At 56.8% G+C, this 18,044-nt stretch carries 14 protein-coding genes; 2 read left to right on the top strand and 12 right to left on the bottom strand.

Annotated elements, in window-relative coordinates:
- Positions 1-62: 62 nt before the first annotated feature.
- From narI to HV107_RS23850, 6 genes are all read right to left on the bottom strand, one after another.
- Positions 63-743 carry a respiratory nitrate reductase subunit gamma gene (gene narI / locus HV107_RS23875; RefSeq protein ID WP_014070379.1) on the bottom strand — a complete coding sequence of 227 codons (681 nt, stop codon included), beginning with the start codon at positions 741-743 and terminating at the stop codon, positions 63-65.
- A complete protein-coding gene (gene narW / locus HV107_RS23870; protein ID WP_182061203.1) occupies positions 740-1,435 on the bottom strand; it encodes a nitrate reductase molybdenum cofactor assembly chaperone in 696 nt (231 codons plus the stop codon). Before narW ends, narI begins: the two co-directional genes overlap by 4 nt.
- Positions 1,435-2,979: a nitrate reductase subunit beta gene (narH, locus tag HV107_RS23865; RefSeq protein ID WP_182061202.1), complete on the bottom strand. Its 1,545-nt coding sequence runs from the start codon at positions 2,977-2,979 to the stop codon at positions 1,435-1,437. The genes narW and narH overlap by 1 nt, the downstream gene beginning before the upstream one ends.
- Entirely contained in the window at positions 2,976-6,716 is a 3,741-nt protein-coding gene (locus HV107_RS23860) for a nitrate reductase subunit alpha (RefSeq protein ID WP_182061201.1), read from the bottom strand. The genes narH and HV107_RS23860 overlap by 4 nt, the downstream gene beginning before the upstream one ends.
- Before the next feature lie 67 nt (positions 6,717-6,783).
- Positions 6,784-8,169 (bottom strand): NarK family nitrate/nitrite MFS transporter, encoded by a 1,386-nt coding sequence (locus HV107_RS23855; RefSeq protein WP_182061200.1) that lies wholly within the window; start codon positions 8,167-8,169, stop codon positions 6,784-6,786.
- Between the two features lie 211 nt (positions 8,170-8,380).
- Positions 8,381-8,956: a TetR family transcriptional regulator gene (locus HV107_RS23850; protein WP_182061199.1), complete on the bottom strand. Its 576-nt coding sequence runs from the start codon at positions 8,954-8,956 to the stop codon at positions 8,381-8,383.
- 116 nt (positions 8,957-9,072) lie between these two features.
- On the opposite strand from HV107_RS23850, the gene HV107_RS23845 reads away from it, so the two are divergent.
- Complete coding sequence (locus HV107_RS23845) at positions 9,073-10,560, top strand: MFS transporter (protein ID WP_182061198.1); 1,488 nt, start codon at positions 9,073-9,075, stop codon at positions 10,558-10,560.
- A gap of 70 nt (positions 10,561-10,630) precedes the next feature.
- Positions 10,631-12,514 (top strand): potassium transporter Kup, encoded by a 1,884-nt coding sequence (locus HV107_RS23840; protein ID WP_182061197.1) that lies wholly within the window; start codon positions 10,631-10,633, stop codon positions 12,512-12,514.
- 39 nt (positions 12,515-12,553) lie between these two features.
- Here HV107_RS23840 and HV107_RS23835 read toward each other — a convergent pair whose 3' ends face one another.
- From HV107_RS23835 to HV107_RS23810, 6 genes are read right to left on the bottom strand one after another with little or no spacing between them, the layout of a single operon-like run.
- Positions 12,554-13,780, bottom strand: coding sequence for a Zn-dependent hydrolase (locus HV107_RS23835; protein ID WP_182061196.1), 1,227 nt, complete (start codon positions 13,778-13,780; stop codon positions 12,554-12,556).
- Positions 13,777-14,259, bottom strand: a complete 483-nt coding sequence (locus tag HV107_RS23830) for an L-2-amino-thiazoline-4-carboxylic acid hydrolase (RefSeq protein WP_182061195.1) — start codon at positions 14,257-14,259, stop codon at positions 13,777-13,779. Before HV107_RS23830 ends, HV107_RS23835 begins: the two co-directional genes overlap by 4 nt.
- A 17-nt stretch (positions 14,260-14,276) precedes the next feature.
- Positions 14,277-15,434 carry a branched-chain amino acid ABC transporter substrate-binding protein gene (locus HV107_RS23825; RefSeq protein ID WP_182061194.1) on the bottom strand — a complete coding sequence of 386 codons (1,158 nt, stop codon included), beginning with the start codon at positions 15,432-15,434 and terminating at the stop codon, positions 14,277-14,279.
- A gap of 27 nt (positions 15,435-15,461) precedes the next feature.
- On the bottom strand, positions 15,462-16,181 hold the full coding sequence (locus HV107_RS23820; RefSeq protein WP_182061193.1) for an ABC transporter ATP-binding protein: 720 nt from the start codon (positions 16,179-16,181) through the stop codon (positions 15,462-15,464).
- Positions 16,174-16,941 (bottom strand): ABC transporter ATP-binding protein, encoded by a 768-nt coding sequence (locus tag HV107_RS23815; protein ID WP_182061192.1) that lies wholly within the window; start codon positions 16,939-16,941, stop codon positions 16,174-16,176. Before HV107_RS23815 ends, HV107_RS23820 begins: the two co-directional genes overlap by 8 nt.
- The gene (locus HV107_RS23810; RefSeq protein WP_182061191.1) at positions 16,938-18,044 is read right to left on the bottom strand and encodes a branched-chain amino acid ABC transporter permease; all 1,107 of its coding nucleotides are present in this window, start codon (positions 18,042-18,044) and stop codon (positions 16,938-16,940) included. The genes HV107_RS23815 and HV107_RS23810 overlap by 4 nt, the downstream gene beginning before the upstream one ends.

Genomic DNA, 18,044 nt, shown 5'->3' with positions numbered 1-18,044 from the left:
TTACCGGGCCTACAAAATCCCCGAACGTAGGCCGGGTAAGGCGCAGCCGCCACCCGGCACCATCAGCGGCGCGATCGGACCACCTGATACCTGCGCGTCAGATACTCCACCGGCGCGCTCCACACGTGCACCAGACGTGTGAACGGGAACAGCAGGAAGATGGTCATCCCCAGCACCAGGTGAACGCGGAAGATAAACGCCACACCGTCCAGATGCGCTGACGCCCCACCGCGGAAGGTGACGACCGCCTGCGCCCAGTCCACCAGTTTCAGCATTTCACTGCCGTCCGGGTGTTGAGCTGAAAACGGGATCGTGGTCAGACCGAGAATACACTGCACCAGCAGCACGCAGAGGATCAGGATATCGGCGGTTGATGAGGTCGCCCGAATCCGCGGGTTGGTCAGCCGGCGCACCAGCAGACCCGCACCGCCCACCAGCGTCAGTACACCGCACACGCCACCGGCAATCATCGCCATCAGCTGTTTTTGCGACATCGGCAGGAACCACGAATAAACCCAGTGCGGTGTCAGCATCCCGAACAGGTGGCCGAAGAAGATCCCCAGAATGCCGATATGGAACAAGTTCGACCACAGCACCATCCCGCGTTTATCCAGCATCTGACTTGATGAGGCTCTCCAGGTGTACTGCCCGTAGTCGTAGCGCAGCCAGCTTCCCACCAGGAAAACCGTGCCGCACAGGTAGGGGTAGATATCATAGAAAAAGACGTTCAGATACTGGATCATTTTGGGCCTCCGGCGCTGACGTCGACGTACTGCGGGGCGACGTCCTGGCTAAAGCGTCGTTGATATTGCTGCATCGGCGAGCTGTCGCACGATGTGGCGTTGTCCTCAATAAACTTAACCTGTTCCTCTTCCCAGACCGCGTCCAGCGCCTGACGGGTATCATCCCGTTTTTCACCTGAAACCTGTTTTGCCACGCTGTCGCTGGTAAGGCGGCTGCCGGCAAGCGACAGCAGGGCATCAAACAGCTGATAATGCGCCACACCGCGTTGTTTCAGGCGACCGCCAATCAGCGCCAGGATCGGCGCCACGTTTTGCAGCCCTTCGCTCGCCTCGTCATTGGTGACGATACTGAGGTATTCCAGATACAGCGGCAGATAGTCCGGCAGCTCGCGGCAGTCCAGCTGAAGCCCGGCTTTCTCATATTGCCCCATGAGATCAACCATTGCCTGTCCGCGATCGCGGGATTCCGCATGAACATGTTCAAACAGCAGCAGTGAGGTTGCGCGGCCACGCTCAAACACTTCACACCACTCAGCCTGTTTATCCAGCAGGTTTGCGCCCAGGTGCTGCCGGGCAAACGGCAGCAGCACGGGCGCATCCTGCGCAATAAGCGAAAGCGCTTCGTCACGGCTTTCCCACAGTGTTTCATCGGGATACTCAATCAGCAGCGCGATGATTTTAAGGATTTGCATTATTCTCCCTCCCCATGTTCGCGCACCTCGGAGATGTTGATGGCATCAATGCGATGGCTGTTGAAGAGGTTAAATTTGGTGTCGGAGCCGTGGCAGCCGTCGCCAAAGGTAAAGCCGCAGCCGTTTTTCTCCGGGAAGGCGTCCTGCGCCATTTCGCGGTGGCTGGTTGGGATCACAAAGCGGTCTTCATAGTTGGCAATCGCCAGATAACGGTACATCTCCTCAACCTGTTCCACGCTCAGGCCCACTTCCTCGATGGCGCGGGTATCGGTCACGCCCTCAACGGTCTGGGAGCGTTTGTAATGGCGCATCGCCATCATGCGTTTCAGGGCGCGCAGCACCGGCCCGGTATCGCCTGCGCTGAGCATGTTCGCCAGGTACTGCACCGGAATACGCAGGTTTTCTACGGCAGGGAGCACGCCGTCGTTCATCGGCAGGCCCCCCGCGTCAGCGTAAGACTGAATCGGCGACAGCGGCGGCACATACCAGACCATCGGCAGGGTACGGTATTCCGGATGCAGCGGCAGGGCCAGCTTCCAGTCCATCGCCATTTTATAAACCGGTGAACGCTGGGCGGCATCAATCACGTTCTGCGGAATGCCTTGTTTCACCGCTTCTTCAATCACTGCGGGATCGTGCGGGTCGAGGAACACATCGCACTGACGCTCGTAGAGATCGGTTTCATGCTCGGTGCTCGCCGCTTCTTCGATGCGGTCTGCGTCATACAGCAGTACGCCGAGGTAACGAATACGCCCGACGCAGGTTTCCGAGCAGACGGTCGGCTGGCCTGATTCAATGCGCGGATAGCAGAAGATGCATTTTTCTGACTTGCCGCTCTTCCAGTTGAAGTAGATTTTTTTGTACGGGCAGCCGCTGATACACATGCGCCAGCCGCGGCACTTGTCCTGGTCTATCAGCACAATGCCGTCTTCTTCACGCTTGTAGATAGCGCCGCTCGGGCAGGTGGCGACACAGCTCGGGTTGAGGCAGTGTTCGCACAGGCGCGGCAGGTACATCATGAAGGTGTTTTCAAACTGGCCGTACATCTCTTTCTGGATCTTCTGGAAGTTGCGGTCGCGGGCGCGTTTTTCGAACTCACCGCCCAGCAGCTCTTCCCAGTTCGGGCCGCCGACGATTTTGTCCATCCGTTTGCCGCTAATCAGCGAGCGCGGGCGGGCGGTGGGCAGGTGGTCTCCCTCCGGTGCGCGGTGCAGATCCTGGTAGTCGAAGGTGAAGGGTTCGTAGTAATCGTCAATGCCCGGCAGGGACGGGTTAGCGAAGATTTTCGACAGAACGCCCACGCGGCTACCGAGGCGTGGCGTCAGTTTGCCGGTAATACCGCGTACCCAGCCGCCTTGCCACTCCTCCTGATCTTCCCAGTTTTTCGGGTAGCCGATACCCGGCTTGGTTTCGACGTTGTTGAACCACGCATATTCCATGCCTTCACGCCCGGTCCAGACGTTTTTACAGGTGACCGAGCAGGTGTGGCAGCCAATGCATTTATCGAGATTCAGTACCATTCCAACCTGTGAGCGTATTTTCATTTTTTCGCCTCCTGAACCTGATCCCGACCTTCGCCGTCCAGCCAGTTAATGTTTTTCATTTTGCGGATCATGATGAATTCGTCGCGGTTGGAGCCGACGGTACCGTAGTAGTTGAAGCTGTACGCCAGCTGCGCGTAACCGCCGATCATGTGCGTCGGTTTCGGGCAGACGCGCGTCACCGAGTTGTGAATACCGCCACGACGGCCGGTCACTTCTGAACCCGGAATGTTCAGAATGCGCTCCTGAGCGTGGTACATCATGGTCATGCCTGGCGGCACGCGCTGGCTGACCACTGCGCGGGCGGTGAGGGCGCCGTTGGCGTTGAAAGCTTCGATCCAGTCGTTATCCTCAATGCCTAACTCTTTGGCGTCCATCTCGCTTATCCAGACAATCGGCCCGCCGCGAGACAGGGTCTGCATCAGCAGGTTTTCGCTGTAGGTGGAGTGAATGCCCCATTTCTGGTGCGGCGTCAGGAAGTTCAGCGCTTTCTCCGGGAAGCCGTTCGGTGGGATCTCGCGCATGTGGGTGACGCTGCGGGTATCAATTGGCGGACGATAGGCCACCAGGCTCTCCCCGAATGCGCGCATCCAGGTGTGATCCTGATACAGCTGCTGACGCCCGGAAATCGTCCGCCACGGGATCAGTTCGTGTACGTTGGTGTACCCGGCGTTATAAGAAACATGCTCGCTCTCAAGACCAGACCATGTCGGGCTGGAGATGATTTTGCGCGGCTGGGCCTGGATATCACGGAAGCGGATTTTCTCGTCTTCTTTGTTGATTGCCAGGTGCGTGTGATCGCGTCCGGTCAGTTGCCCGAGCGCTTCCCAGGCTTTTACCGCCACCTGGCCGTTGGTTTCTGGTGCCAGGGCGAGGATCACCTCAGAGGCATCAATCGCCGTTTCAATCAGTGGGCGACCTTTTGCCGGGCCGTCGAGTTTGACGTAGTTCAGCTTGCCGAGGAAATCGACCTCGTTTTGCGTGTTCCACGAAATGCCTTTCCCGCCGTTGCCAAGCTTATCCAGCAGTGGGCCGAGGGAAGTGAAGCGTTCATAGGTATCCGGGTAGTTACGTTCCACCACCGCAATACTCGGAGCAGTTTTACCGGGGATAAGGTCACATTCCCCTTTGCGCCAGTCCTGGATATCAAACGGCTGCGACAGCTCCGCCGGGGAGTCATGCTGTAGCGGTTGTAGCACCACGTCCGTTTCGCTGCCCAGATGGCCGACACATACTTCAGAGAAAACTTTGGCGATGCCTTTGTAGATCTCCCAGTCGCTACGGGATTCCCACGCCGGGTCAACGGCGGCTGAAAGTGGGTGAATAAACGGATGCATATCCGAGGTATTCATGTCGTCTTTTTCATACCAGGTGGCGGTTGGCAGGACGATATCCGAGAACAGGCAGGTACTCGACATACGGAAATCAAGCGTCACCAGCAGGTCAAGCTTGCCTTCGATGGCTTTCGTCTGCCATTCCACCTCTTCGGGTTTGACATCATCCGTTGAGCCTAAATCCTCGCCCTGAATTCCGCTTTCGGTACCGAGCAAATATTTGAGCATGTACTCGTGGCCTTTACCGGACGAGCCAAGCAGGTTAGAGCGCCAGACAAACAGGTTACGCGGATGGTTTTTGCCGTTGTCTGGTTGTTCACAGGCAAAGCGGATATCACCCGATTTTAACGCCTGGACGGTGTACTCCTGCGGTGTCATTCCGGCAGCATCCGAGCGGGCCTTGATGTGCAGCGGGTTGAGGTTAAGCTGCGGTGCAGACGGCAGCCAGCCCATGCGTTCAGCGCGCACGTTAAAGTCGATCAGATGCCCGGTGAATTTAGAGGCATCCGCCAGCGGAGAGAGCAGTTCCTGCGCGGTCAGTTTTTCGTAGCGCCACTGGCTCGCATGGTTGTAGAAATATGAGGTGCTGTTCATCTGACGCGGCGGACGGTTCCAGTCCAGCGCGAAGGCCAGCGGCAGCCAGCCGGTTTGTGGGCGCAGCTTTTCCTGGCCGACATAGTGCGACCAGCCGCCGCCGCTTTGCCCGACACAGCCGCAGAAGACCAGCATGTTGATCATCCCACGGTAATTCATGTCCATGTGATACCAGTGGTTCACCCCAGCCCCGAGAATAATCATGGAGCGGCCATGGGTTTTGTTCGCGGTATCGGCAAACTCGCGGGCAATTTTTTCAATCAGATACGCCGGTACGCCGGTAATCTGCGCGCCCCAGGCAGGGGTGTAGGCTTTGATTTCAGCGTATTCTTTCGCGGCATTGGTATCTTCCAGACCGCGATCAAGACCGTAGTTTGCCAGCACCAGATCATACACGCTGACCACGCGTTTCTGGCTGCCATCGGCCAGCATCAGGGTTTTGCTGGGCACGCGGCGAACCAGGACCGGCTCTTGTTTCACGCTGCGGAAATGCGGGTTCTCGTTGCCACCGAAGTAGGGGAAGGCGACATCGGCGATACTGTCGTGGGTGATCAGCAAAGAGAGCGTAAGCTCCGTTTCATGACCGGCCGCCAGCGGCTCGAGGTTCCATTTGCCTTTTTCGCCCCAGCGAAAACCAATTGAGCCATTCGGTGCGACCAGGTTACCGGCGATATCAAAGGCGATGGTTTTCCATTCCGGGTTATTGGCTTCACCAAGCCCGTCAGCCAGGTCTGATGCGCGCAACATTCGGCCAGGAACCACATAGCCATCGTCCCGCTCATCCAGCATAACCAGCATCGGCATGTCCGTGTAACGGCGGCAGTAGTTCAGAAAATAGTCGCTTGGGTTATTCAGGTGGAATTCTTTGAGGATCACATGCCCCATCGCCATGGCCAGGGCGCTGTCGGTGCCTTGTTTTGGCGCCAGCCACTGGTCACTGAGTTTCGCAACTTCGGAGAAATCCGGGGTAATGGCAACGGTTTTGGTGCCTTTGTAGCGGACTTCGGTAAAGAAGTGGGCATCGGGCGTGCGGGTCTGCGGCACGTTAGAGCCCCAGGCGATGATATAGCTGGAGTTGTACCAGTCGGCAGATTCCGGTACGTCGGTCTGCTCGCCCCAGGTCATCGGCGATGCGGGCGGTAAATCGCAGTACCAGTCATAGAAGCTCAGGCAGGTTCCGCCTAACAGCGAGAGATAGCGTGTCCCGGCAGCGTAAGAAACCATCGACATCGCCGGAATAGGTGAGAAACCGGCCACGCGATCCGGGCCAAAATTCTTGATAGTCCAGACGTTGGCGGCGGCGATCAGCTGGTTCAGTTCTTTCCAGTTCGAGCGGATAAACCCGCCGCGCCCGCGCGCCTGTTTATAGCTTTGGCTCTTTTGCGGGTCACGCTGGATGGCATCCCACGCCAGCACCGGATCGTTATGCTGCGCCAGCGCGTCGCGCCACAGTTCAATCAGCTTACGGCGCACCAGCGGGTATTTCAGGCGGTTGGCGCTGTACAGATACCAGGAGTAGCTTGCGCCACGCGGGCAGCCGCGTGGTTCGTGGTTCGGTAAATCCGGGCGGGTGCGGGGGTAGTCGGTTTGCTGCGTTTCCCAGGTCACTAACCCGTTTTTGACATAGATTTTCCAGCTACAGGAGCCGGTACAGTTCACGCCGTGGGTGGATCGCACAATTTTGTCGAACTGCCAGCGCTGGCGGTAGCTGTCCTCCCAGTCACGGTTGGTGTTGTACACCTGCCCGTGTCCATCGGCGAACGTATCGCCTTTTTGTTTGAAATAACGAAAGCGATCCAACAGTTTACTCATGACATTTCTCCTGCTCCGATAACATTGCCGGAAAGCACTGCACCGCTCGCCGGCGAAAGGCTATTAGTTATTTTTGTGAGGATTTACGGCCATAAACCAGCCAGGTGACGAATACGCAGACGATGTAAAACACGAGGAAAACTTTCATGGCGCCAACCGGCGAGCCGGTCATGGCAAGCGAAGTGCCAAAGGCTTTAGGGATAAAGAACCCGCCCACCGCGCCAATGGCCGAAATAAAGCCCAGCGCGGCCGCCGTTTCGGTGACGGCTTCATGCTGGGCCTGTTCGTCAGTGCCACCTTGTTGCTTCACGCGGGTAATGGTTATCTGGCGAAAGATGACGGCAATCATCTGGAAGGTTGAGCCACTGCCCAGTCCGGCGGTCAGGAACAGGCCCATAAACACCAGATAGAACGCGACAAAGCTGCCGGAACCTGAACCGGGCAGCGTCAGGAACAGCAGGGCGCTGAAAATCGCCATAAACACGAAGTTAATCAGCGTAACGCGCACGCCGCCAAGCCGGTCAGATATCATCCCGCCGGCAGAACGGGCCAGCGCACCAATTAAGGGGCCAAAGAAGGCGAGGTGCAGGATGTTCACATCCGGGAACTGAGTTTTCGACAGCATGGCAAAGCCTGCGGAGAAACCGATAAACGATCCGAACGTTGCCAGGTAAAGCAGGCTTAACAGCCAGAGGTGAAAGCGTTTCAGCACCGGAAGCTGGCTGGCGATAGAGGCCTTAGAACTGGCGATATCGTTCATACCAAAGAAGGCGGCGATGGTAGCCAGCAGCAGAAGCGGCGCCCATATCCAGGCGGCATTGGCCAGCCACAGAGTCGAGCCATCATCCTGAGGCACGCCATCCACGCCGAGAAATGTGTACATTGGCAGGAAAATGACCAGCGGTGCGACCAGTTGCATCACGCTGACGCCCAGATTCCCCAGCCCGCCGTTGATACCCAGCGCGCTGCCCTGTTTTGCTTTCGGAAAGAAGAAGCTGATGTTACCCATGCTGGAAGCAAAGTTTGCCCCGGCAAAGCCGCACAGCAGGGCGATTACAATAAAGATCCAGTAGGGGGTGGCCGTGTTCTGCACGGCGATGCCCAGCCAGACGCAGGGAACAATCAAAATTACGGTGCTTAATATCGTCCAGTAACGGCCGCCAAATATCGGCACCATAAAGGAGTAGGGAACGCGTAATATGGCACCCGAAAGCGAAGGTAATGCGGTTAACATGAACAACTGGTCGGTGGTGAAATTAAATCCGACTTTATTAAGATTCACCGTAATGGCGCTAAATAACATCCATACGCAAAAAGCTAAAAGCAGACAAGCGACAGATATAACAAGGTTTCTTCGGGCAATCCCTTTTCCTTTGTTCTCCCAAAAATCGCTGTTTTCTGGTTTCCAGTTACTAAGTAGATAATGATTATTTTTCTCACTTTGTTGTGACATATCGCCCTCTTGCTTACGCACAATGAATGGAAAAGTGAATTGAAAACAAACAGATATCTTGTGGTGCGTTGTGTGGGGTTATTGGAATTATTGGGATGCAGTTGAAAGGATAGATAAAAAAGCGAACCCACGACCCGGGAATGGAATAGTGGATTCGCTTTATGTGTTACTAATTGTAACCTTTGCTGGATTTAATACTCCATAGTGGGTATTAAAACAATTCCAGAGTGATTAATTTATCAAGATGTTTATTAAATGCGGCATTGTCCATTTCAGGCATATTTAAAACGTATATACCGTCCAGGCCGCAGACCAGCCCAATCAAACGCCAGGCAATATTTTCTGCCCGATCTGTCAGGGTAAATTCTTTTGATTCCGCGCCGCCCCGGATAATGGCCATCGTTTCCTGGTGCCACATTTCCATCGTCATGATGTACGCACTTTTGATTTCCGGGTCACGGCTTGCGAGGATTTGCGCTTCCCGCCATAGCCTGATGTAGGGTTCAAATCCGCCGTCATCGCTGCCCAGCATCCCGTGCAGGCGCTCCCGCCAGCTGGCGTTTTCAGCGACCACATCGGCATCCAGCAAGGCGCGGATAAGCCGGACAAAGGCTAATGATTTTAATTCGCCGCCAGAGGCAAAATGGTGGTGAACCTGCCCGGTGGCAACGCCCGCTTCGGCGGCGATGCGCCTTACCGTCATCGCGGACAGCCCTTCGGCTAGCGCCACGCGCATTGCCGCCTGAAGAATATCTTCCCGCCGTTCGTCCTTGCTCAGATAACGCATTTTTACTCACTCTTAATGGGGATGAAACGAGTGTAACAAAGAGCTGGACATGCGTTCAACTTTACGTAGGATCGCATTCTGGACATGTGTCCAGGTTTAAAATGAAAAGGACATTTATGTTTCGTCAGTGGTTAGCGTTAGTGATTATCGTGCTGGTCTATATTCCGGTGGCGATTGACGCAACGGTGCTGCACGTGGCGGCACCGACATTGAGCATGACGCTTGGCGCAAGCGGCAATGAATTGCTGTGGATTATTGATATTTACTCGCTGGTGATGGCGGGGATGGTGCTGCCGATGGGCGCACTGGGTGACCGCATCGGCTTTAAGCGCCTGCTGATGATCGGCAGTACGCTGTTTGGCCTCTCGTCGCTGGCTGCGGCGTTTGCGCCCTCTGCGGGCTGGCTGATTGCCGCGCGGGCTTCTCTGGCGATTGGGGCGGCGATGATCATTCCGGCCACGCTTGCCGGGATCCGCACGCTGTTTATCGATGCCCGGCATCGCAATATCGCGCTGGGGGTATGGGCCGCCGTCGGTTCAGGCGGTGCCGCGTTTGGGCCGCTTATTGGCGGGATGCTGCTTGAGCATTTTTACTGGGGCTCGGTCTTTTTGATCAACGTACCGATCGTGGTGGTGGTGGTTTCACTGGCGGCGCGATTTGTCCCGGCACAACAAGGGCGACCGGAGCAGCCGCTGAATATCAGCCATGCCATCATGTTGATTGTCGCCATCTTACTGCTGGTGTATAGCGCCAAAACTGCGCTGAAAGGCGCGCTTGCCCCGTGGATGGTGGCGTGTACGCTGCTTACCGGCGCGGTGATGTTGTTTGTTTTTGTGCGCATTCAGTTGCGCGCCCGTGTACCGATGATTGACATGCGCTTGTTCTGCCATCGCATCATCTTAAGCGGTGTGGTGATGGCAATGACTGCTATGATTGCGCTGGTGGGATTCGAGTTGCTGATGGCCCAGGAGCTCCAGTTCGTTCACGGTTTTACGCCATTTGAGGCCGGGATGTTTATGCTGCCGCTGATGGTTGCCAGCGGGTTCAGCGGCCCTGTTGCCGGGGTGCTGGTCGGGCGTCTGGGGCTGCGGATTGTGGCCGCTGGGGGCATGGGGCTGAGCGCGATAAGTTTTATTGGCCTGTCGTTGCTTGATTTCAGTACCCAGCAGTGGCAAGCGTGGAGCCTGATGGTGTTGCTGGGGTTTAGCGCCGCCAGCGCGCTGCTGGCGTCTACGTCCGCCATTATGGCTGCCGCGCCGAAAGAGAAAGCCGCTGCCGCAGGGGCCATCGAAACCATGTCCTATGAACTGGGGGCCGGGCTGGGGATTGCCATTTTTGGCCTGCTGTTAACCCGCAGTTTTTCGGCATCGATAACTCTGCCGGAAGGGTTAACCCCGGCGCTGACCGACAAAGCCTCATCGTCAATTGGTGAAGCGGTGAAAGTCGCCCAGGAGTTGACGCCAGCGCTGGGAGATTCCGTGATCACCGCGGCGAAAACGGCGTTTATTACGTCACACAGCGTGGCGCTGGGCAGTGCTGGCGGCATGTTGCTGCTGCTTGCCATCGGGATCTGGTTCAGCCTCTCAAAGGTGAATCAAAGCTAGCAGCGTGTTGGCGTGAAAAAGGGATGTGGGCTATGATTTTTAAAGGATTATTAGACTCAAGCTGGATTTTATGAACCTGCTCAACAGCAGTGAAACATCGTCCGCATCCCCTCGGGGAGTCTTGCTGGCAGGTAGTGCGCTTGGTGTGGTGTTCGGTGATATCGGCACCAGCCCTCTTTATACCTTCAAAACGGTGCTGTCGTTGTCCGGGCATGACCCGACGCCCGCGGTCATTTTAGGCCTGCTCTCGCTGATTACCTGGACGCTTATCCTGGTCACTTCAGTTAAATATGCCGCGTTCGCCATGCGCATTGATAACCACGGCGAGGGTGGCATCATGGCATTAATGTCATTGCTGGTTGAAAAGGGGAAAGGCGGGCGCTGGGTGATATTCGCGGCGCTGGTTGGCGCGGCATTAATTTACGGTGACGGGGCAATCACCCCGGCCATCTCCGTGCTCTCAGCGTTAGAAGGCCTGGAAATTGTTATCCCGGCGTCTAAACCCTTCATCCTGCCTGCAACGGTTGCCATTTTACTGGCACTCTTTTTTATTCAGCCTTTTGGCACCGCCAGAATTGGCAAAATTTTTGGCCCGATCATGGCGTTGTGGTTTTTCACCATCGCCGCGCTGGGCGTATGGGGTATAACGCAGCACCCGGCGGTACTGCTGGCCCTGAATCCGTACTACGGCATCACTTTTTTGCTCTCAAATGGTTTTACCAGTTTTCTGGTGTTAGGCGGGGTTTTCCTTTGCGTCACCGGCGCGGAAGCCCTGTACGCGGATATGGGTCATTTTGGTAAAAAACCTATCTGGCTGGCCTGGTATGGGGTGGTCTTTCCCGCGCTGCTGCTCAATTACGCCGGGCAATCGGCGTTGATACTGGCGGGTGCAGACAGCACTAAAAACGTCTTCTTTATGCTGTGTCCCGGCGCACTCCAGGTTCCGCTGATTGTTCTTGCCGCACTGGCGACCATTATTGCCAGCCAGGCGATTATCACCGGCGCTTTCTCGATGACCCGACAGGCGATCCAACTTGGCTGGCTGCCGCGCTTGCGGATCAAGCAGACTGCCGCTGAAAGCTACGGGCAGATTTATATCGGTGCGATCAACTGGCTGCTGATGGTGGTGACCATCGGGCTGGTCGTGTTCTTTAAATCGTCCGATAAACTTGCTGCCGCTTATGGTATCGCCGTGTCGTTAACCATGCTGATGACAACCGGCTTGCTGTTTGTCGCCATGCGTGAAATTTGGCGCTGGAGCCTGTTCAGCAGTGCATTGATAGCCATGCTGTTTTTCGTCATCGATACCAGTTTCTTATTCGCCAATATGATTAAAGTCCTTGAAGGGGGGTACATCCCGCTGTTGCTGGCCGCTGCCATCTGCACCGTTATGTTGATCTGGAATCGCGGGATTAAGGCGGTAGCAAAGACGATTGGCGAGAAAGGGATCAGTGTCGATGGTTTCTTTTCGGCACTTTCGCAAAAAGAGGTGCCCAGAGTGGCGGGCTCGGCCATCTTTTTGACGCGCACCCGGGATAACATCCCGCCCGTGATGCGCTGGCATGTGGCACGAAACCGCGCCTTACAGCGCGAAGTGCTCTCCCTGACGATTGATATTCTCAACGTGCCTTACGTGGATGATGAACAGCGAATCGAAGTGATCCAACGCGCCCCGGGATACTGGCATGGCATCGCGCAATACGGTTTTATGGAGCACCCGGACATCCCGCATTTGCTGCAAGGGGTAAGTGAAATCAACGCGATATTTGCGACCGATGATGCAACCTGGTACGTCGGGCATGAAACCATTGTCGCGGGTGAAGGCACTGCGGGGATGGCGGTCTGGCAGCGCCACATCTTTGCCTTTATGAAGCGCAACTGTACGCATGTTATCAATCACTACCATCTGCCCAGCGACAGGGTGGTCGAAATCAGCCGACGCGTTGCGATATAGGTTCTGGCGAAAGCAGAGCACATCTGCTTTCGCACAGTGTTATTGCTCCTGAGCCGCCGCCAGCACGCTGTGCAGCAGCACATTCGCCCCTTTCTCTGACCATTCCGGCAGGATCTTTTCTGCTTCGTTATGGCTGATGCCTTTCACGCACGGAATGAAAATCATACTCGCCGGGGCAATTTTGCTGACATAACAGGTGTCATGCCCCGCGCCGGATACCATCGGTTTTGATGAATAACCCAGTGCCGCCACGGCCTGCTCGGTACGGGCCAGACACTGCGGGTTAAATGCGATCGGCGCGTAGTCAAAAATGCGCTCAACAATGGCGGTGACGCCGCGTGCAGCGAGTGATTCCGCCGCCTGATGCAGTGCCGACTCCATCGCTTCAAGCGCATCCTGCGCCGGGTGGCGAAACTCCACACTGCACACCACGCGAGACGGCACCACGTTGCGCGAGTTCGGCGTGACCTGCGCCATGCCGATAGTGGCACGGCCATCCGGCTGATGCTGATAGCCAATCTCTTCCACCTTTAATGCCAGTTCGGCAAAGGCGGTTAATGCATCGCGTCGGCTGTGCATTGGGGTCGTACCCGCATGAGCGGCAAAGCCGTCAAGGGTTATCGTAAACCAGCGCTGGCCCATTGCGGCCCGCACCAGCCCGATATCAATGGCTTCATCTTCCAGAATCGGCCCCTGTTCGATGTGCAGTTCGTAACAGGCGTGAACCGGAAATGCCTGTGCCGGTTGTTCACCGCGATAGCCGATAGCGTCAAGCGCTTCACCAACGGTGATCCCCGCGTTATCGGCCCGGGCGTGGGCATAGGCTTCGCTAAACTGCCCGGTCCAGACCCCGGAAGAGAGCATCGCCGGAGCAAAGCGCGCGCCTTCTTCGTTGGTCCAGTTTACCAGCACGATATCGCGCTCGGTTTCCAGCTGGTTATCGTTCAGGGTACGCAGCAGCTCAAGCCCGGCCATCACGCCGTAAATCCCGTCGTAGTTTCCGCCAAGCGGCTGGGAATCAACGTGCGATCCGGTCATCACCGGAGCCAGAGCCCGGTTTTTCCCGGCGCGGCGGATAAACATGTTGCCCATGCTGTCCACATCACAGGTAAAACCGGCGTCAAGCGCCCAGTCGCGCAGCAGGTTGCGTGCTATCCGGTCTTCTTCGCTTAACGCCAGACGGGTAACGCCACCGGCGGGCGTGCCGCCGATTTGTGCCATCATTTCCAGCGTAGCCCACAGGCGCTGTGCGTTTACGCGCATCATGCTTTGTCCTTTGTGCTGCGATAGCGGAAGTCGCAGCATGAACCACCCTGCATGATGGTGGATGTGCGGGTCAGCTCCACATCCGGTGCATAACCGACAATGAATTTTTCATCGCGGGCGCAGGAGAGCAGATGCCCGATTTCGCCAAGCCCCATCTCGTGATACATCTCGGCGTAGCGGCAGCGGGTCACGTTGTAGTTGTACTGCTGCTCGTCGGCGTCGATCACTTTGACGTCCAGTGCGTTGTCTTTCTCCCACAGATATTGCAGGGCGATAAAGCTCTTCACATCCGCGCCGTTGGGCTCTTTGCTGGCAAATTCTTTGCCCGCATCGATAGCGGCCTGTTCAATGGCCTCGCCAATCACCGCCTGGGCGCGGGTTTTCCCTATCTCGCGCACCAGGATTTCATAAATTGGCTTAATAATTTCTGCTTCAATTTTGCGGCGGGCGAGAATGCCCAGCTCATTATTATCACTCATCACATTGCCTCACTGCGTTACTTCGCTTTGGTGCCGCCCAGTATGGTCTGCGGCTGCCATTTGCCATCCACCACTTTGTACACGGTGAAGGACGGCGCTTTCAGGTTGCCTTCTTTATCAAACGCAATCTGTCCGGTGACGCCAGAGTAGTTAATGGCGCGCAGGGCGGGCAGGTATTCAGACGGGTCAACGGAGTTGGCTTTTTCCATCGCGGCAACCAGTACACGGGTGGCGTCATAGGCGAACGGCGCGTGTAATTCGATATGGGTGTGATAACGGGACTGATACGCCTGCTCGAAGGCTTTACCGCCCGGCATCTGATCAACCGGCAGACCTGGCTCCAGCGCCACAACACCTTCGCCTTCTTTCTGCGCCAGTTGCAGGAAGGTCTGGCTGACGAATCCGCCTGCGCCCATCAGTGTGGCGTTCATGCCGAGCTGTTTGATACGGCGCGCCAGCGGTGCGGCCTGGCTGTCTACGCCGCCGAAGAAGATCAGGTCAGCATTTTTGCTGCGGATGGCCGTCAGAACGGCGCTGAAATCCACGGTTTTGTCATCAACGTACTGGCGGTCAACAATCTTCACGCCCTGGGCTTCCAGCGATTTGATAAATTCGTCGGCCAGACCCTGACCAAATGCGGTACGGTCGTCGATCACCGCAATGCGTTTTGCTTTCAGGGTGTTTACCGCGTACTGCCCGGCAAACTGGCCACCGTCATCGTCATGGCCCATCACGCGGAAGCTGGTGTCGAAGCCCTGTTTGGTATAGGCGTGACCGGTGGCGACAGGGGCAACCTGAGCGATACCGGCATCGTGATACACGCGCGCGGCCGGAATACTGGTGCCGGTGTTCCAGTGGCCCACCACACCAGCCACGCCGCTGTCGACCAGACGCTGCGCAACCGCTACAGCGGTGCGTGGGTCAGACTGATCGTCTTCGGATTGCAGTTTGAAGGTAACGGCTTTGCCGCCGATGGTCGGATGCTGTTTGTTGATATCGTCGATGGCCAGTTGAGCGCCATTTTCCAGATCCTTACCGATACGGGCAGACGGGCCGGTTAACGGGCCCGCCAGGCCGATAACAACGGTTTCGCTATCTGCTGACCATGCGCCCGTTGAGGCAAAACCACTGAGCAGAATGGCGGCGCTGAGCGCACTGATTTTTACTGTTTTCATTGTTTTCCCTGATGTTGGTTGGTGTGGTTAAAGGGGCATTTCGCCCAAATAAATCTGTGCTATCTGGTCGTCGTCCAGCATGGCTTTCGACGCGCCGTGATGAACGATGCTGCCGCTGTCCATCACCCACGCGTTGTCGGTCACTTCCAGTGCCAGGCGCGCGTTTTGTTCAATCAGCAGCAGGGCCACGCCGCGTTCACGCAGCCCGGAAATGACGGCAAAAATGTTCTCTACCATTTTCGGTGCCAGCCCCATCGACGGTTCATCGAGGATCAGCAAACGCGGGCGGCTTAGTAGAGCGCGGTTAAGCGCCAGCAGCTGTTGTTCACCGCCGGAAAGAAGCCCCGCCAGCTGGTGCTGGCGCTCGCCGAGGCGCGGGAAGCGTTCAAATATCGCATTCATTTCATGTTTTACTGTGACGGCGTCACGTCTTAGCCAGGCTCCCATCTGCAAGTTTTCCAGTACCGTCATGCGGGCAAAGATGCCACGACCTTCGGGCACCATCACCAGCCCGTCACGCAGCAGGGCTTCCGGCTTGTGTTTACGCACATTTTTGCCGCTGAAGGTGATGCTGCCGGTGAAACTTTCCAGCCCGGTAATGGCCCGCACGGTGGAGCTTTTCCCTGCGCCGTTGGCGCCGATCAGCGTTGCTTGTTCGCCTTCATGCAGGGTAAAGGAGACATCGCGCACGGCCTGAATGCCGCCGTAATGCACGTCAAGACGCTCAACCTTTAATAACTCAGACATGCGCATTGCCTCCTAACCAGGCGGCAATCACGGCCGGGTCGCGGCGTACGCTGTCCGGCGTGCCGCTGGCGAGCGTTTTGCCATAATCAAGAACCGTCAGACGGTCGCAGATGCCCATCACCAGCTTGACGTCATGTTCGATCATCAGCAGGGTTTTACCGTCGTCACGAATGCGGGTAAGCAGTTCGCCGAGTGCCACTTTCTCTGCCGCGTTCATACCGGCGGCCGGTTCGTCGAGCGCCAGTAGCAGCGGATCGGTTGCCAGCGCGCGGGCAATCTCCAGCCGACGCTGGTGGCCGTAAGCCAGATCGCAGGCGCGGTAGTGGGCGAATTTTGCAATGCCGGTATATTCCAGCCAGTGCCAGGCTTGTTCGCGGGTGTCGGTTTCTTCCGCCCGTGCGCGCTTGTGGCGACTGAGTGCAGCCCACAGCCCGTTGCGGGTGCGTACATGGCGGCCGACCATCACGTTTTCCAGCACCGACATCTGGTTAAACAGGCGCACGTTCTGGAAGGTGCGCGCGATCCCGGCAGCAGTGACTTTCTCAATCTGCTTCGGGTAATAGGGTTTATCGGCAATCAGAAATTCGCCGCTGTCGGCCGGGTATAACCCGGTTATCAGGTTAAAACAGGTGGTTTTACCCGCGCCGTTAGGGCCAATCAGGCCGTAGATTTCACCCTTGTTGATTGAGAGTGAAACATCGTCCACGGCGGTCAGGCCGCCGAAGCGTTTGGACATGTTGCGAACGGTGAGCAGACTCATGCTTTTACCTCCTTGTGACGCACCGGCCAGATCCCGGATGGACGAAGGAGCATCACCAGCACCAGCGCCAGGCCGTAAAACAGCTGACGGAGAATTTCCGGGTCAATCAGCACCGTTCCGAACAACGCCTGCTGTACAGGGGCAGCCTGGCTGCGCAACAGCTCCGGTAGTGCGGTCAGTAGCACAGCGCCGAGGATAACGCCGGGGATGTGCCCCATACCGCCCAGCACCACCATCGCCAGTACGGCGATAGACTCCTGCAACGTGAAGGATTCTGGCGAGACAAAGCCCTGAAACGCACCAAACAGCGCGCCCGCCACGCCGCCAAAAGAGGCGCCCATGGCAAAGGCCAGCAGTTTATAGTTGCGCACGTTGATCCCCATCGCGCGGGCCACGTCTTCATCTTCACGGATGGCGTGCCAGGCGCGGCCAATACGTGAGTGTTGCAGGCGCACGCAGACAAAAATGATCGCCACAATTACCAGCATCAGCAGGTAGTACCACAGCCAGAGCGCAGGTACTTTAACGCCGAACCAGTGGTACACACCGCTGAACTTCAGGCCGAAAAGGTTCAGCGTATCCACGCCGGTAATGCCTTTCGCGCCGTTGGTGATATTGACCGGGCGGTCGAGGTTACGCATCAGGATGCGGATAATCTCGCCAAAGCCCAGCGTTACGATCGCCAGATAATCCCCGCGCAGCTTAAGCGTCGGTGCGCCGAGCACGATGCCGCACACCGCGGCGACGAGGGCCGCGACCGGAATAATCAGCAGATAGGATGTATGCAGTCCGTCGGGGAACCACACGGCGAGGATTGGGAAAACCTCAAGCAGATGCGGTGAGGCCAGCAGGGCGGCCAGATAAGCCCCCACGGCGTAAAAGGCGATAAAGCCCATATCCAGCAGCCCGGTGTAGCCGACCACGATGTTCAGTCCCAGCGCCAGCATGATGTAGAGCAGAGCAAAGTCGATTACCCGCACCCAGTAGTTGCCGCCAAGCTGGCTGGCAATAATAGGTGCAAGCAACAGGGCGAGGCAAAACAGGGTCATTCCTGACCAGAATTTACGGGGGGCGACAGGAGTCTGTAATTGTACGGTTGTCAT

This window comes from Enterobacter sp. RHBSTW-00175 (assembly GCF_013927005.1).
Classification (GTDB): Bacteria; Pseudomonadota; Gammaproteobacteria; order Enterobacterales; family Enterobacteriaceae; genus Enterobacter.
The sequence above is the reverse complement of the archived record's forward strand: the minus strand, read 5'-3'. Positions and strand labels throughout refer to the sequence as shown.

What these genes read in the sequence shown, in the direction of transcription:
- narH (WP_182061202.1), bottom strand. Translation starts at nt 2,979, where the DNA reads ATGAAAATACGCTCACAGGTTGGAATGGTACTGAATCTCGATAAATGC.
- HV107_RS23815 (WP_182061192.1), bottom strand. Translation starts at nt 16,941, where the DNA reads ATGAGTCTGCTCACCGTTCGCAACATGTCCAAACGCTTCGGCGGCCTG.
- HV107_RS23830 (WP_182061195.1), bottom strand. Translation starts at nt 14,259, where the DNA reads ATGAGTGATAATAATGAGCTGGGCATTCTCGCCCGCCGCAAAATTGAA.
- narW (WP_182061203.1), bottom strand. Translation starts at nt 1,435, where the DNA reads ATGCAAATCCTTAAAATCATCGCGCTGCTGATTGAGTATCCCGATGAA.
- HV107_RS23845 (WP_182061198.1), top strand. Translation starts at nt 9,073, where the DNA reads ATGTTTCGTCAGTGGTTAGCGTTAGTGATTATCGTGCTGGTCTATATT.
- HV107_RS23860 (WP_182061201.1), bottom strand. Translation starts at nt 6,716, where the DNA reads ATGAGTAAACTGTTGGATCGCTTTCGTTATTTCAAACAAAAAGGCGAT.
- HV107_RS23820 (WP_182061193.1), bottom strand. Translation starts at nt 16,181, where the DNA reads ATGTCTGAGTTATTAAAGGTTGAGCGTCTTGACGTGCATTACGGCGGC.
- HV107_RS23840 (WP_182061197.1), top strand. Translation starts at nt 10,631, where the DNA reads ATGAACCTGCTCAACAGCAGTGAAACATCGTCCGCATCCCCTCGGGGA.
- HV107_RS23850 (WP_182061199.1), bottom strand. Translation starts at nt 8,956, where the DNA reads ATGCGTTATCTGAGCAAGGACGAACGGCGGGAAGATATTCTTCAGGCG.
- HV107_RS23855 (WP_182061200.1), bottom strand. Translation starts at nt 8,169, where the DNA reads ATGTCACAACAAAGTGAGAAAAATAATCATTATCTACTTAGTAACTGG.
- HV107_RS23835 (WP_182061196.1), bottom strand. Translation starts at nt 13,780, where the DNA reads ATGATGCGCGTAAACGCACAGCGCCTGTGGGCTACGCTGGAAATGATG.
- HV107_RS23810 (WP_182061191.1), bottom strand. Translation starts at nt 18,044, where the DNA reads ATGACAACCGTACAATTACAGACTCCTGTCGCCCCCCGTAAATTCTGG.
- narI (WP_014070379.1), bottom strand. Translation starts at nt 743, where the DNA reads ATGATCCAGTATCTGAACGTCTTTTTCTATGATATCTACCCCTACCTG.
- HV107_RS23825 (WP_182061194.1), bottom strand. Translation starts at nt 15,434, where the DNA reads ATGAAAACAGTAAAAATCAGTGCGCTCAGCGCCGCCATTCTGCTCAGT.